A 14,301-nucleotide genomic window follows, 5' to 3' on the forward strand; every position below is an offset into this window, starting at 1 on the left:
ATTTTAACAAAAAAAATATATGATCACTCCAGAAAACAACATTCCTCTTGATGATTCTGAAAACTCAGAGTCAGAGGATCAGCAAAGTCAAAAAGACATACATTCAAATGGTCTTGAAGATGCATTTGATGAAGGTAAGGTAGAACAACCGGAAATAGAATTATTTGAGCAGGCTTCTAAAGCATCGGAGGCATCTTATACTTTAGAACCCGAAAAAGGGATTGCGCCGAAAAAGGAAGGTAAATGAAGAAACTTCTAATTCTGCTTGTAGTACTTATCAGTAGCGTAATTACTGGTACTGGGCAGGTAGTATCTGTTAATTCTAAAGTGAGGGAGGCTGAAAAAAGTTATGCTGCGGGCGAGTATGAAAGTACATTGGTAAAATTGGAACAGGCTCAAAAAAATGCCGGCAAAATAACTCCTGCTATTTTGTACTGGCGGATTTTGGCACAAAGAGCTTTGTTGCCGGGAGCTAAAGATCCAGCATTTTATACCAATATGAAGAAGTTTGAAGCGCTTGAACTGTTAAGGGAAAATTGTGGTACTTACTTGAAAAATTATGGGAAATTGGCCCTCTTTGGTGATCAATCAAATAAAGTGTATCAGGTGCAGCAGAGCTTAAAGGGGTATCCTGTGGCAAAAGTGGAATTTGATGAGATTATGCATCTGCAAAATGCAAAGAAGTCTAATCATTAGGCAATACATTATCTTATTGCCAATTCTTGTTTCTGGTGTTGGAGAATACTATCTCTGATTGAATTGAGTAAAGGGAGGCCAACTTTACAATCCAGACTTTGTCTGAAATGTTGGTGATCCTCGTGGTCTATTTCAATTGTAGCAATTCTTTCCTGTTGTTCATTATAAATCTGATATTGCTCGTTTTCGAGTGCTTTTATACTCAGAAAACGTCCGAAGACACTGGTGTCAGTAACTTCTATTTTAAACTGTTCCATAGTATTTAGGGTTTGTGTATTGTGCATAACAAACTAGACTATAGATTGTTCCGGAAAATAATAAATTTTACTGTAGCCGGGTTTTCTTATATTCGGTAGGGGTCATACCGTACTTGTTTTTAAATATGGTAGAGAAATAAGTGGGCGAGGAGATGCCAACCATATAAGTGATCTCGGAAATTGAGTATTCTTCGTTGCTTAAATAGTACTTCGCTTTTTTAAGCCTGCGGTTTAAAATATAGTCCGTTATACTACAGTTTAATAAGGCTTTAATTTTACGGTACAGTTGAACTCTGGATATCCCAATAGCTTTGCTGATATCATCAACACTAAAGTGTTCATTGCTTAGGTTATGTTCTACAATGCCCGCAAAATCATTTAAGAATTTTTTGTCAATAAGATTATTGGCAGTTCTTTTAACGCCTGATGACGAAATATCACTTGAGTAATGCTCTTTTAAAATAACCCTGTTTTTAATAAGGTTCTCTACATTGGCCTGTAGGTATTCAAAATTAAATGGTTTGGTAATGTATACATCGGCCATGCTTTGAATACCATTTACCTGTTGCTCAATGCTTCCTTGCGCAGTTAGTAATATTATAGGAATGTGTGATGTTCGGATATCTGATTTTAATTGATGAGTTAGGTTTTTTCCGGATATTCCCGGTACTACAACATCAGTAATAATCAGGTCCGGAATTTTTTCATATGCTTCTGCTAATCCATTGGTGCCTGTAGAGGCAGTAAATATCTCGAAGGTAGTTTCAAATTTATGTGTTAAATAATCCAGGAGATCCTGATTATCCTCTATAATTAATATGGATTGATCCTTAATGTGTTCAAATGTACGATCTTTCTCGTTGCTTACAGCCTGATCATGTTCTGTAGTGTATATTTTTACCTGATCATAAAGCTTGGCACTTTGGTGTTCCTGTGTGGCTTTTTCATTGTTGGTTAGGTGGTCTTCTCCTAAAGGTAGGGCTATTGTAAATGTAGTTCCCTGCCATTTTTTACTGGTTACAGAGATGTTACCTTTATGCAAAAGAATTAATTCTTTTGAAAGCGATAGCCCTAAGCCTGAGCCTCTGCTGTAATTAAGCTCTGATTGGTAGAACTGATCAAAAATATGTTTAAGTTCTGTATCGGTCATTCCTACACCATTGTCTTCTACATCAATATGAACAGTGCCTTCCATTTTACCTATTGAAATATATATCCTGCCATTGTCGCTGGTAAATTTTAAAGCATTACTAAGAAGGTTAAATATCACTTTGTCCAGAATATTTACATCAAACCAAACTACGCCAGGACTTTCTTTTACTATTAACCTCAAATCTATATTGCGTTTTTCGGCACTGTGTTTAAAGCTGTCCAGAATTTCTTTTATAAAATCTATTAAATTATTGGCAGTAGCATGTAGTTTAAATTTCTTGTGCTCAATTTTTCGGTAGTCCATTAACTGGTTTACTAGTCTAAGCAGCCTGTATACATTTTTGTAAATCAGTTTAAGGTTACTGCCAGCTGCTAATTTTATCTTTTCATTTTTAAGCAGATCCTCTAGTGGCGATAAGATAAGTGTTAATGGTGTTCTGAATTCGTGAGATATGTTGGTGAAAAAGTTAAGTTTAGCCTCTGTAGCTGCCTGAGCCTTTTCAGACATTTCAATTAATTGATTTCGTTGATTTAAGATCTCGGTATTCTTTAGTTCCAGGCTTTTATTAATTTTTCTGTTCTCTAGCAAAGCATGAAATGCAAGCCCACCAAATACAACAGCTAGTACAAGTGTAATTACAATAAAATTTAATACAAGCCTTTGGCTATTGTATACCTTAAATTGGTCGGCCAGTAAAGTTTGCTGACGTTCTATGTCACTTTGCTGACTGTTTATTCTTGCCCATTGAAGTTTCATTAACTGCACATTACTGCTATCTATAACTACAGTTTGCAGTATATTTTCTTTAGAGAATGATTCTTTGTTTAAGATTCGCATGGCGATGTTAATGGCTTCTTTACCACCGGTTGGGTAAAGTACACTTGCAGTAAGTGTTTGGTTGCTCACCAGGTTTAAGCCCCCTCCATTGCCAGGCAAAGCATCAACACCAATAACTTGTATTTGGTGGCTAAAGCCAAGCTTTTGAAGTACTTTTCTGGTACTTGTTGCCATTACATCGTTGTGGGCAAATATGGCATCTACGTTTTTAAGCTTATCCTTGTTTTTAAGTAATTCAATCTCGGTGTTTTCGCCAAGCCAGTCACCATAAAACTGTCCGTTTATTTTAATTTGAGGATGTTTTTTAAGCGCATCTGTAAAACCTTTATCGCGCTCAATAGCAGGCGAGGAGCCAGGTAGTCCCATTACTTCTATAACATTTCCTGATCCTTTTAAGCTGTTGGCCAAATATTCGCCCGCTATTTTGCCTACCTGGTAATTCTCTGCACCAACATAAGCAGTATAAAGAGCTGAAGAAGTTTTACGATCGATTACGATTACAGGGATTCCTTTATTATAAGTGTCTTCAACTATTTTAGTTAAAGGAAGTGCCTCATTTGGTGAGATGATCAGCAAATCTATACCCTCATCAATCATCTCTTTTACCTGATCAATCTGTTTGCTGCTGCTGTTATTGGCATCAGCATAGCTTAATTTAGTTCCCGGGCGAAGCGATAGCTCTGTTTTCATTTCATCGAGCATTGTTTTGCGCCACAAATCAGACCCAACGCATTGCGAAAAACCGATCTTGTACTCTTTTGCTTCTTTTTTATCAGAGCAGCCTGTTAAAGCCAATATCAGCCAAAATGCAGTTATAATCTGCATTGTAATATGGCATTTTAAAAGGCTTTTAAAGTTGTTTGAATTGCTCATTATATGGGATAAAAACTAAGTGCTGATCATTAAAGCTATAAATTATATACTTCATTTTAAAATTTCGCATGTGTAGCTGAAATAAGCAGTGTAACGAGAGTTAAAGAATCGTGTAACCAGATTTAAGGTGTGGAAAATTTAGATTATTTTTTGTTTTTAATTTATTGATAGTCAATTTGTTGTGTTTGGTTTGTTTTTTTAAAGATTTTGATATTAGAATTATAACACCTGCTGGTTTTTTACCTATAATTTGCAATCATTAACCATTTATAAATCGAACTTCATGAAAAAAAATTCAGTGCTGGCCTGGTCGGTAGTAGTAGCATTAGGCGGGTTTTTATTTGGCTTTGATACCGCAGTAATATCAGGAGCCGAAAAATCAATTCAACAATATTGGAACCTTTCCGTATTTGAGCATGGGCTAACCATTTCAATAGCTTTAATAGGTACGGTAATTGGATCATTGCTTGGATCCAGACCATCAGATCATTTCGGTCGTAAAAACACTTTGTATTTTGTTGCAGTAGTTTATTTGTTGTCATCGTTAGGAACTGCGCTTGCAGATAATTGGTATGTTTTCCTTGTATTCAGATTTATAGGTGGCCTGGGTGTTGGCACATCATCGGTAACTGCTCCAATTTATATATCAGAAATTTCGCCAGCCGATAGGCGTGGCCGTTTGGTAGGGTTGTTCCAGTTTAATGTGGTACTTGGAATTCTGATCTCTTACCTTTCAAATTACCTGATCAGTCAGGGCGGAGAATCATCATGGCGTTGGATGCTGGGCGTGCAAGCGGTACCATCTTTAGTGTTTCTGATCTTAATTAAATTTATTCCGGAAAGTCCACGGTGGCTAATTCTTAAAAAAGGAGCTACCGAAAAGGCATTGGAAATATTAAAGATTATTAATCCATTGAACAGTGATAAAGAGCTTGCTGCAATTAAAGCATCGGAAATTAAACTAGGTGAATCTCAAAAAAATAGCGAAAGCTTATTTTCAGGTCAGTATTCAAAACCAGTGATATTTGCAGTATTGTTTGCCTTTTTTAATCAGGTTTCTGGTATTAATGCAATCATTTATTACGCGCCCAGAATTTTTGAAATGGCTGGTTTAGGGGCGCATTCATCACTATTGTCTACAGTTGGAATTGGGTTAATCAATTTTGCCTTTACTTTACTGGCCTTAAATTTTATAGATAAGGTTGGTAGAAGGGTGTTAATGATTATAGGGTCTTTTGGCCTTGTCGCTTCCTTATTTTTAGTGGCCTTTACATTTTATACGGAGCGTTTTAGCGGTATGGCCATTCCAATATATATGATGGTGTTTATTGCTTTTTTTGCTTTCTCGCAGGGCGCGGTTATCTGGGTGTTTATATCAGAGATTTTTCCGAATCAGGTGCGTGCAAAAGGGCAAACTTTAGGTAGCTCTACGCATTGGGTAATGGCCGCCCTGGTTGCTTTTTACTTCCCTTATTTTGCCGAAACTTTTGGTGGTGCGGCAACTTTTAGCTTTTTCGGCACCATGATGGTTTTACAATTGTTATTTGTATGGCGTTTTATGCCCGAAACTAAAGGTAAATCATTAGAGAGCATCGGCGACAACATTGTTTTACATTAAACCTTTGAACTATGAAACAAGAAACATTGGCAACAGCCGCAGTTTGTTATGGTGAAATACTTTGGGATGTTTTGCCAGATGGCCCTCAGCCAGGCGGAGCTCCTTTAAATGTAGCTTATCACCTTAATAAAATGGGTGTAGCATCTGGTTTGATCAGTAGGATTGGTGATGATACCAATGGGCATAAGCTGGAAGAATTGATGGATAACTGGGGCATGAATAAAGCTTTTCTGCAAACTGATAAGGAATATGCAACCAGCCAGGTACTGGCCAGAATGAATAATGGAAATGAGGTAACTTATGAAATTGTTTTTCCGGTAGCCTGGGATTTTATAAATGAGGCTAACAGGTTAAAGGAACAAATAAAATCCTCAAAATATTTTATTTATGGCAGTCTTGCTTCCAGAAATGATATTTCCAGAAATACACTTATAGAGTTATTGGATATTGATGCAATAAAAGTTTTTGACATTAACATTCGTCCACCTTTTATTAATCATTCATTGCTGGAGATTCTATTAACCAAAGCCGACATCGTGAAATTTAATGAAGCGGAGCTGAGTATGGTTCAAACCATGTTTAGTGGTTCATTTGATGGGGAACCTCAGATGGTTAAATTTATTCAGGACCGTTTTAATGTGCCCGAAATTATTGTTACAAAAGGAGAGTTCGGGGCTTCTTATTATAAGAATGATGAGGCACATCATATTTGGGGAAATGAGATTAAAGTAACGGATACAATAGGGAGTGGAGATTCTTTTTTGGCGGCTTTTATAGCTAGTCATTACCTCAGTGATCAGCCTAAAGATATATTAATGAAAGCGATAGCAATGGGTGGTTTTATTGCTACCAAAAAAGGAGGCTGCCCACAGTACGATATTTCTGAGTACATCGAATTCAAAAATCAAATATTTAAAACCTAAATAAACATAGTAAAACACAACCAAATATTTAAACCATAACCAAATTATCATGAGAAAATTTTTCTTGCTATGCAGCTTGCTGCTCATAGCGATAAGCGCGAGCTTTGGGCAAACCAGAGTCATTACCGGAAGGGTAACTGATGGAGAATCGGTGCCTTTGGAGGCGGTAACAGTAGCAATACCGGGCACTAAAACAACAGTGCTTACTGATCAGAATGGTAACTTTAAAATTAGTGCCGAAAATGGACAGACCATAAAGTTCATCTACATGGGTGCAGATCCTTACAGTTATACTGTTACGCTGGAATCTCAAAATCTGCAAATCAAACTGAATGTTGCCAGTACCAGTTTAAACCAGGTGGTAGTAACCGGTTACCAGAAAGAGCGTAAAAAGGACATTACCGGAGCAGTAAATGTAGTTGACGTAAAAGGCATTAAGGATATTCCTGTAGGAAACCCGGTTAAATCACTTCAGGGAAGGGTGCCGGGAGTTTTTATTACCACTGATGGTTCGCCTTCGGGAGGTGCTACTGTAAGGATTCGTGGTATCGGAACTTTAGGTAACAATGATCCATTGTATGTAATAGATGGTGTTCCATCTAAGAGGGGTTTACAAGAGTTAAATCCTAATGATATTGAATCTATACAGGTACTGAAAGATGCTTCTTCATCTACAATTTATGGATCAAGAGCTGCGAATGGAGTAATTATCATTACTACAAAAAAAGCCAAAGCAGGATATTCTAAGATTGATGTAAATGTATCTGCATCTATTCAGAACTATGCTACAAAATTAAAGACTCTGGATGCAGATGGTAGAGGCCGTGCATATTGGCAGGCTGCCGTAAATGATAAAGCAGATCCAAATAAGCATCAGATCTATCAATTTGACTGGAATAAAGATTTTAATAACCCCGTTTTAAATAAGGTTATTTATCCTGAATTTATTGATAATGCCAAAACAATGAGACCTGCTAATACAGATTGGTTTGATGCGATTTCTCAAAATTCAATTATTCAATCGTATGATGTTGCCTTGAGCAATGGGAGTGAAAAAGGAAACACCATGTTTTCTGTAGGTTACTATCAAAACAAGGGAATTGTAAGATCGTCTAAAAACGACAAGTTTACTGCCAGGATAAATACGGATTTTAATTTCCTGGATTCTAAGCTTAAAATTGGAGAGAACCTTACGGCTAGTTATATTAAAAATGCACTTACGCCTGTTAGTGATATCTTGTTTACATCTCTGGTTCAGCAGCCTATTGTTCCAATACATACAGTAGATGGTGGTTGGGGTGGACCTGCATCGGGCATGACTGACAGACAAAACCCTGTGAGACTGATAGAAGATAATAGACAGAATTCAAGTAATTTCTATCGTATTATGGGTAATGTATATGCTGATTATAACATTATTCCGGGTTTAAATTTACGTACAAGTTTAGGGGTAGATTATAGCGGTACTTATCAGAGAACATTGCGTAAGTCGTACGTGTCAGGATTTTTGGCCGATCCTTCTAATCAGGTTACCAATTCACAAAATTATGATGGGAACATAGTTTGGCAAAATACATTGAACTATAAGCTAACCAGCAATAAGCATCAGGTTGAATTTTTACTTGGCCATGAGCAGATTAAAAATATCAATCAGTCATTCCTTGCCGCCAGACAAGGGCTTGCTTTAGAAACCATTGACTATGCTTACCTGGGCGCTGCAACAGGCAATACATTAAATGATGGTATAGGATCAGGAAACTCACTTCTCTCTTATTTTGGAAAAGTAAACTATGTTTTTAATGACAGGTATATAGCTTCAGTAACATTAAGAAGAGATGGGTCGTCCCGTTTCGGACAGGATAACCGTTATGGTACATTCCCCGCGTTTTCTGCCGGATGGCGTGTTAGCGAGGAAGAGTTTATGAAAAAGATTCCTTTCATTTCCGATTTAAAACTTAGGTACGGTTGGGGTAAGTCGGGTAATCAGGAAATTCCAAATAACGCTAACAGAGCTTTATATGCTGCTATTTATGGTATGGATCCTACCTGGGATTTCGATTCAGGAAGTGCTTATGATATTAGCGGTAGTGGATCAGGACTATTACCATCAGGTTTTACTTCGATACAGAGAGGTAACGATGCATTAAAATGGGAGTCTTTACAGGAATCTAATTTTGGTTTAGATTTCGGCTTGCTAAACAACAAAATCACCGGTTCATTCGATTATTTTATTAAAAACACTTCCGATATTTTAATAAAACCTGCCTATCTGGCTGTTTTAGGCGATGGAGGGAGTAAATATATAAATGGGGCCTCAATGCGTAATAAGGGTTTTGATGCTTTACTATCTTACGATAACAAGTTCTCTAATGACTTTTCAATGAACCTAACCGGTAACTTTTCATTATACCGGAATGAGGTTACTTATTTGCCACAGGATGTTCTGGTATCCTATCCTGGAAATGGAACAGATAAAACCATTTTGAACAGACCAGTTAATTCATTCTTTGGATATGTGGCTGATGGTTTGTTTCAAAATGCAGACGAGGTAAATTCCTCAGCAGCACAGCCTGGTAAGGGTATTGGTAGGATCAGATATAAAGACCTAAACGGAGATAATGTTATAAATGATAAGGACAGAGATTTTATTGGCAATGGCAGCCCTAAATTTACCTATGGACTAAACGCCGCTTTTACCTATAAGAACTTTGATCTTAGCTTTTTTGTGCAGGCAATTAATATTAAAGTAACGAATGAGTTTAAGACTTATACTGATTTTTCGTCCCTGTGGACGGGAACAAACTGGGGAGCAAGAACTCTTGATGCCTGGACTCCTGCTAACCCAGGTTCAACAATTCCGGCACTTACGTTAATAGATAATAATAATGAAGGTAGACCATCTACCTACTTTATTGAAGATGGATCTTATATAAAGTTAAGAAACTTGCAATTGGGGTATAATTTAAAGAGTTTATTCAAATCGAAAATTCAAAATGCCAGGATATTTATACAAGGGAGTAATTTATTCACTATAAAAAGTAAATCATTTACAGGCACCGATCCTGAAACCCCGAATTATGGATTTCCGGTACCTGTAATAGGAACTATTGGCCTGAACATTACATTGTAACCTAAAAATAACAGAACATGAAAAGATTATTATATACACTAGTAGTTCTTGGTATCCTTTTTACGTCGTGTAAAAAGGTACTGGATGAGCCGGCACAGGGAGTTGCCTCTGGTGAGGAGTTGAATACTCCAGAAAATGTTGACAAGATGGTAATTGCCGCTTATTCATCTTTAGGAAATGATCACTATACTTCTCCATATTCAAGTATGTGGCCATATGGAAGTGTTAGAGGTGGTGATACTTACAAAGGAGGAGATGGACCCGGAGATTTATCAGAATTCCATCTTTTTGAAACTTTTGTTACAAACCGCGTAGATAATGGCTTGTTAGATCAGTTATGGTTTAGGCTTTATGTTGGCGTTGGAAGGGTTAATGATGCTTTAAAAAGAGTAAATGCATTATCTGATGCTGATTACCCTAAAAAAGCCGAAAGACAAGGGGAATTGAAGTTTTTAAGAGGACACTATTATTTTCTGCTTAAAATCCTTTTTAAATATGTGCCTTATATTGATGAAACAATTGTAAAAGAAGATTACCCAACAATTTCTAACAGGGCATTAAGTAATGATGAATTGTGGAACAAGATCTCGGCTGATTTCAAAGATGCAGCAGCAGTGCTTCCACCGGATCAAAGTGATAAGGGCAGACCAAATAAATTTACTGCCAAAGCTTATTTAGCCAAGGCTTTATTATATCAGGCATACACTCAGGACGAAAATAATGCGGTAACTTCTATAAGCAATGAAAAATTAACAGAGGTTAATGCGCTTTGTGATGAAGTAATTGCATCAGGAAGATACCATTTAAGTGATGATTTTGCTGATAACTTTCTATCGGCAACTGAAAATGGCCCGGAGTCTGTGTTTGCAATTCAGTATTCGAAAGATGATGGAACGCCTAAAGGAAGACTTGATTATGGACATGCGCTTAACTATCCTATGAACCAGGATTATGGCTGCTGCGGTTTCAATGTGCCTAGTCATGATCTGATTAATTCATTTAAAACTGATGCAAGTGGTTTACCCATGTTTGCAAGTTACAACGATGTGGATGTTGCAGCTTCTCTTGATTTTCAGACCAGTACTTTTGATCCTCGTTTAGACCATACCGTTGCTAAGCCTGGTGCTCCATTTAAGTATAAAACAGATTTTATATTTGAACGCTTTTGGGCCAGGGCTCCTGCTGTTTATGATGCATTTGCAAGTTTAAAGGAAGCAGTATTGCCTGGTGATGCTTCTTTTCAGAAAATCCCGCCATTTATGTCGAGCTCTAAAAACTGGGAGATCATTCGTTATTCTGATGTGCTTTTATGGAAAGCTGAGGCTTTAATAGAACTTGGCAGACAAGATGAGGCTTACCCATTGATAAACCAGGTTAGAGATCGTTCATCAAAAAGTAAAGCGCTTCTTAAACTTGCCAACGGAAATCCAACCTCAAATTACAATGTTCAGTTATATAAACCGGGTGTGAACTGCACATGGACACAGGAATATGCAAGAAAAGCACTCCGTTTTGAAAGAAGAATTGAGTTTGCTACTGAAGGCTACCATTTTTTTGATTTGGTACGCTGGGGTGTGGCAGCACAAACTATGAACGCCTATTTTAATGTAGAAAAATCAAGAGCTAATCATTTGGCCACAGCTAAATTTACAGCTGCGAGAGATGAGTATTTTCCAATTCCATTAAACCAGGTTAATTTTAGCAAAGGCTTATATCAACAAAATAAGGGCTGGTAATGGATTTAAAACACTATAATTACATAAACATACAATTTAACCTAAATTATTAAGCGATGAAATCAATGTTAAAAACAATACTTACCACAGGGTTAATGCTGTGCTGCAGTATCTCGATGTTTGCAGCCGATATTTCTATTAAAATCACAAAAAAGTACCTGAATCTGCCTGTATCACAGCGTCAGGATAGGAAAACAATGATATTTGAAATAGGAGGCAAACAGGAGCGGTCATTTAAAATCAGACTGGCTCCTGGTGATCCTGAATATTGGGTGTTTACAGATGTATCGGCCTATAAAGGCAAAACCATTAAAATAAGCTATGATGGAGATGGGACCGGACTTAGCAAAATTTATCAGGATGATAAGATTGCAGGCCAGGATTCTTTGTATCACGAGAAAAATCGTCCTCAATTTCACTTCTCGACCAGAAGAGGATGGATTAATGATCCAAATGGACTAATATTTTATGAAGGTGAATACCATCTGTTTTATCAGCATAATCCTTATGAAAGAGAATGGGAAAATATGTCGTGGGGGCATGCAGTAAGTAAAGATCTTGTGCATTGGGATGAGTTATCTGTAGCCTTGCATCCTGATAATTTAGGGACTATGTTTTCTGGTTCTGCCGTAATTGATTATGGCAATACTGCTGGGTTTAACAAAGGGAATACCCCTGCAATGGTTGCCATATATACGGCCGACAACTCGGATAGAGAGATTCAGTGTATTGCTTACAGCCTTGATAAAGGACGTACCTGGACTAAATATGCAAAGAACCCGGTTATAGATTCAAAAGAGAAATGGAACAGCAGAGATACACGGGATCCTAAAGTTTTTTGGTATAAACCAGGTAAGCATTGGGTGATGGTATTAAATGAACGCGATGGTCATTCTATTTATACCTCTAAGAATTTAAAAGAATGGAATTATGAAAGCCATGTTACCGGCTTTTGGGAATGCCCTGAGCTTTTTGAATTGCCAATTGATGGTAATAAGGAAAATACCAAATGGGTGATGTATGGTGCATCTGGTACTTATATGATTGGTTCATTTGACGGAAAAGCCTTTACACCTGAAGCAGGCAAGTTTTTTTATTCGGCAGGGTCTATTTATGCTGCTCAAACTTATACTAATATTCCTGAAAGCGACGGTAGACGTATTCAAATAGGATGGGGAAGAATAGCTCAGCCGGATATGCCTTTTAATAACATGATGTTATTGCCTACTGAACTAAAACTTCATTCAACTAAAAATGGGGTAAGGGTGTTTAGTACACCAATAAAAGAAACAGAACAATTGTTTGATCGTACAAATCAATGGACTGATCTAAAATCAGATGATGCAAATCAAAAGCTTAAAGAATTCTATAGTGCTGATAAAATACGCATTAAAACTACCTTTAAGCTTTCGCACGCAACAAGTGCAGGGTTTAATTTATTTGGACAGCGCGTTATTGATTACGACATGAATAATAATACAATTAATGGTGTTTTCTATTCGCCAAACGATATGACGAGTATGGAACTGACAGCCGACATCTATGTAGACAAGACATCGATTGAGGTATTTATTGATGGTGGTGCTTATTCTTATTCAATGGAAAGAAAGCCATTTGCTGATAATAAAGAAGGTTTCCATTTTTGGGGAAACAATATTGATGTTAAAAATCTGGAAGTTTATTCTGCTAAGTCTATCTGGAAGTAGTTTAGCTTTATAAATTAAAAACCCTTGCTGTAAATTATTTTTATCGGCAAGGGTTTTTAATTAAATATGATTATTTGCAATTTTTTAAATCCTCAGCTATTTGCTCAGGAGTATACATTCCTTGCTTATTGCCATATGTGTTGGTAATGTAAACAACAATTTGAGCTATATCTATGTTGGCAAGAGTAGCAAAGTCGGGCATTTTCCCATCATATTTTTGACCGTTTACTGTAACCGGACCGGATGCTCCATTTTTAATAAAGCAAGCTATTTTTTGCTTATTTTCTTTCAGAAAAATGGTATCTGTAAGTGGTGGGGCTAAAGCATTTAAACCTTCTCCATTAGCGCCATGGCAGTTTTGGCAATGTTTAATGTAAAGATCACGGCCGTTTGCATAATAAATATCTTGCTTTAACTGCTCTGAGCTTTGACAAGAATAGATCATAGTAGCAACTGTAATCAGAAATAATGAGCTTAATATTAACTTACGCATAATTACTTCTTATCTTCTGCAAGTAAAACCGGAATATCTTTGGTGAGTTGCGCAACCTGCTCTGGGTTTGTTCCATCGTAAGCTCCACGTATACGTTTTTGTTTGTCAATTAAAATTAGCCAACCCTGATGTACATATCCTTCTTTGGCTGTGCTATCTTCAATTACTGCTACCAGATAATCCTTTTCTGCAATTTTGTATATGCTGTCTTTTGAACCGTATGCAAATTGCCATTTTGGCCCATCAACACCTAGTTTTTGTGCATACTTCTTTAGAACTGAAGGCTTGTCGTATTTAAAATCAATTGTATGGGAAAGGAACATCACATCCGGGTGGTCTTTGTATTTGTCGAATATGGTTTTCATGCTGCGGTGCATGGTGGGGCATATTGTTGTACATGAAGTGAAAAAGAAATCGGCGATGTAAATTTTATCTTTAAAAGTATCGTTGTTAATAACGTTGCTGTCCTGATTTAAGAAACTGAATGCAGGTATGGTTTTGTAAACTGTATCAACGCTGGTCGATCCATCTGCGTTTTTGACTGTCGCGGCTTCTCTTGGTCCTAAAATTGGAAGTTTTTTTTGTTCCTTACAAGAGGCCAGAAATACTATGCCGCCGAATAAAAGTGCTGATAAAATGGATCGGTTAAATTTCATAATAATGCTTTTTGAATGTTGCAAAGGTACGCTACTCAAAAAATAATATGTAATGTGGGGGTAATAAAATGTAAGTTTTAGCTTATAAGTATGGAATTATTAGATGAAGTATTTAACAGAAATGATATCAGCTTCAAAAGTACTGCGGGAATATGTGGAAGAAGCCGTAACTTTGCAAAAAAAAGAGGAGAGTTTTATGCCCGACCCTTTTTATAGAATTACA

12 protein-coding genes are annotated in these 14,301 nt (G+C 36.9%); 8 read left to right on the plus strand and 4 right to left on the minus strand.

The genetic code is table 11. The features are described 5' to 3' along the window. Positions 1–19: 19 nt before the first annotated feature. Together CPT03_RS05390 and CPT03_RS05395 are read left to right on the plus strand one after the other, a co-directional pair. Positions 20–247 (plus strand): hypothetical protein, encoded by a 228-nt coding sequence (locus CPT03_RS05390; protein ID WP_099437879.1) that lies wholly within the window; start codon positions 20–22, stop codon positions 245–247. Continuing rightward, on the plus strand, positions 244–696 hold the full coding sequence (locus CPT03_RS05395; RefSeq protein ID WP_099437880.1) for a hypothetical protein: 453 nt from the start codon (positions 244–246) through the stop codon (positions 694–696). The genes CPT03_RS05390 and CPT03_RS05395 overlap by 4 nt, the downstream gene beginning before the upstream one ends. Positions 697–704: 8 nt before the next feature. Here the strand turns inward: CPT03_RS05395 and CPT03_RS05400 are convergent, their stop codons facing one another. Beyond that, positions 705–953 (minus strand): hypothetical protein, encoded by a 249-nt coding sequence (locus tag CPT03_RS05400; protein WP_099437881.1) that lies wholly within the window; start codon positions 951–953, stop codon positions 705–707. Between the two features lie 67 nt (positions 954–1,020). Further along, the gene (locus CPT03_RS05405; RefSeq protein ID WP_099441019.1) at positions 1,021–3,768 is read right to left on the minus strand and encodes a substrate-binding domain-containing protein; all 2,748 of its coding nucleotides are present in this window, start codon (positions 3,766–3,768) and stop codon (positions 1,021–1,023) included. A 331-nt stretch (positions 3,769–4,099) separates the two neighbouring features. On the opposite strand from CPT03_RS05405, the gene CPT03_RS05410 reads away from it, so the two are divergent. The 5 genes from CPT03_RS05410 to CPT03_RS05430 are packed head-to-tail and all read left to right on the plus strand — an operon-like array spanning position 4,100 to position 12,929. After that, complete coding sequence (locus CPT03_RS05410; RefSeq protein WP_099437882.1) at positions 4,100–5,434, plus strand: sugar porter family MFS transporter; 1,335 nt, start codon at positions 4,100–4,102, stop codon at positions 5,432–5,434. An 11-nt stretch (positions 5,435–5,445) separates the two neighbouring features. Further along, positions 5,446–6,357, plus strand: a complete 912-nt coding sequence (locus CPT03_RS05415; RefSeq protein ID WP_099437883.1) for a PfkB family carbohydrate kinase — start codon at positions 5,446–5,448, stop codon at positions 6,355–6,357. Positions 6,358–6,406: 49 nt separating this feature from the next. Then, on the plus strand, positions 6,407–9,487 hold the full coding sequence (locus tag CPT03_RS05420; RefSeq protein WP_099437884.1) for a SusC/RagA family TonB-linked outer membrane protein: 3,081 nt from the start codon (positions 6,407–6,409) through the stop codon (positions 9,485–9,487). A gap of 17 nt (positions 9,488–9,504) precedes the next feature. Further along, positions 9,505–11,223 carry a RagB/SusD family nutrient uptake outer membrane protein gene (locus CPT03_RS05425; protein ID WP_099437885.1) on the plus strand — a complete coding sequence of 573 codons (1,719 nt, stop codon included), beginning with the start codon at positions 9,505–9,507 and terminating at the stop codon, positions 11,221–11,223. Between the two features lie 56 nt (positions 11,224–11,279). Beyond that, on the plus strand, positions 11,280–12,929 hold the full coding sequence (locus tag CPT03_RS05430; RefSeq protein WP_099437886.1) for a glycoside hydrolase family 32 protein: 1,650 nt from the start codon (positions 11,280–11,282) through the stop codon (positions 12,927–12,929). 70 nt (positions 12,930–12,999) lie between these two features. Here the strand turns inward: CPT03_RS05430 and CPT03_RS05435 are convergent, their stop codons facing one another. Next, positions 13,000–13,422: a c-type cytochrome gene (locus CPT03_RS05435; protein ID WP_099437887.1), complete on the minus strand. Its 423-nt coding sequence runs from the start codon at positions 13,420–13,422 to the stop codon at positions 13,000–13,002. Positions 13,423–13,424: 2 nt separating this feature from the next. Continuing rightward, on the minus strand, positions 13,425–14,078 hold the full coding sequence (locus CPT03_RS05440) for an SCO family protein (RefSeq protein WP_099437888.1): 654 nt from the start codon (positions 14,076–14,078) through the stop codon (positions 13,425–13,427). A 90-nt stretch (positions 14,079–14,168) separates the two neighbouring features. Between CPT03_RS05440 and CPT03_RS23235 the strand changes: the two genes are divergently transcribed. Continuing rightward, complete coding sequence (locus CPT03_RS23235) at positions 14,169–14,294, plus strand: hypothetical protein (RefSeq protein ID WP_262497714.1); 126 nt, start codon at positions 14,169–14,171, stop codon at positions 14,292–14,294. Positions 14,295–14,301: the final 7 nt, after the last annotated feature.

This window comes from Pedobacter ginsengisoli, from assembly GCF_002736205.1.
GTDB classification, from domain to species: Bacteria; Bacteroidota; Bacteroidia; order Sphingobacteriales; family Sphingobacteriaceae; genus Pedobacter; species Pedobacter ginsengisoli_A.

Excerpts from the sequence above, each read along its gene's own strand:
- CPT03_RS05420 (WP_099437884.1), top strand. The coding sequence starts at position 6,407 with ATGAGAAAATTTTTCTTGCTATGCAGCTTGCTGCTCATAGCGATAAGC.
- CPT03_RS05390 (WP_099437879.1), top strand. The coding sequence starts at position 20 with ATGATCACTCCAGAAAACAACATTCCTCTTGATGATTCTGAAAACTCA.
- CPT03_RS05410 (WP_099437882.1), top strand. The coding sequence starts at position 4,100 with ATGAAAAAAAATTCAGTGCTGGCCTGGTCGGTAGTAGTAGCATTAGGC.
- CPT03_RS05440 (WP_099437888.1), bottom strand. The coding sequence starts at position 14,078 with ATGAAATTTAACCGATCCATTTTATCAGCACTTTTATTCGGCGGCATA.
- CPT03_RS05405 (WP_099441019.1), bottom strand. The coding sequence starts at position 3,768 with ATGCAGATTATAACTGCATTTTGGCTGATATTGGCTTTAACAGGCTGC.
- CPT03_RS05425 (WP_099437885.1), top strand. The coding sequence starts at position 9,505 with ATGAAAAGATTATTATATACACTAGTAGTTCTTGGTATCCTTTTTACG.
- CPT03_RS23235 (WP_262497714.1), top strand. The coding sequence starts at position 14,169 with ATGGAATTATTAGATGAAGTATTTAACAGAAATGATATCAGCTTCAAA.
- CPT03_RS05415 (WP_099437883.1), top strand. The coding sequence starts at position 5,446 with ATGAAACAAGAAACATTGGCAACAGCCGCAGTTTGTTATGGTGAAATA.
- CPT03_RS05430 (WP_099437886.1), top strand. The coding sequence starts at position 11,280 with ATGAAATCAATGTTAAAAACAATACTTACCACAGGGTTAATGCTGTGC.
- CPT03_RS05400 (WP_099437881.1), bottom strand. The coding sequence starts at position 953 with ATGGAACAGTTTAAAATAGAAGTTACTGACACCAGTGTCTTCGGACGT.
- CPT03_RS05395 (WP_099437880.1), top strand. The coding sequence starts at position 244 with ATGAAGAAACTTCTAATTCTGCTTGTAGTACTTATCAGTAGCGTAATT.
- CPT03_RS05435 (WP_099437887.1), bottom strand. The coding sequence starts at position 13,422 with ATGCGTAAGTTAATATTAAGCTCATTATTTCTGATTACAGTTGCTACT.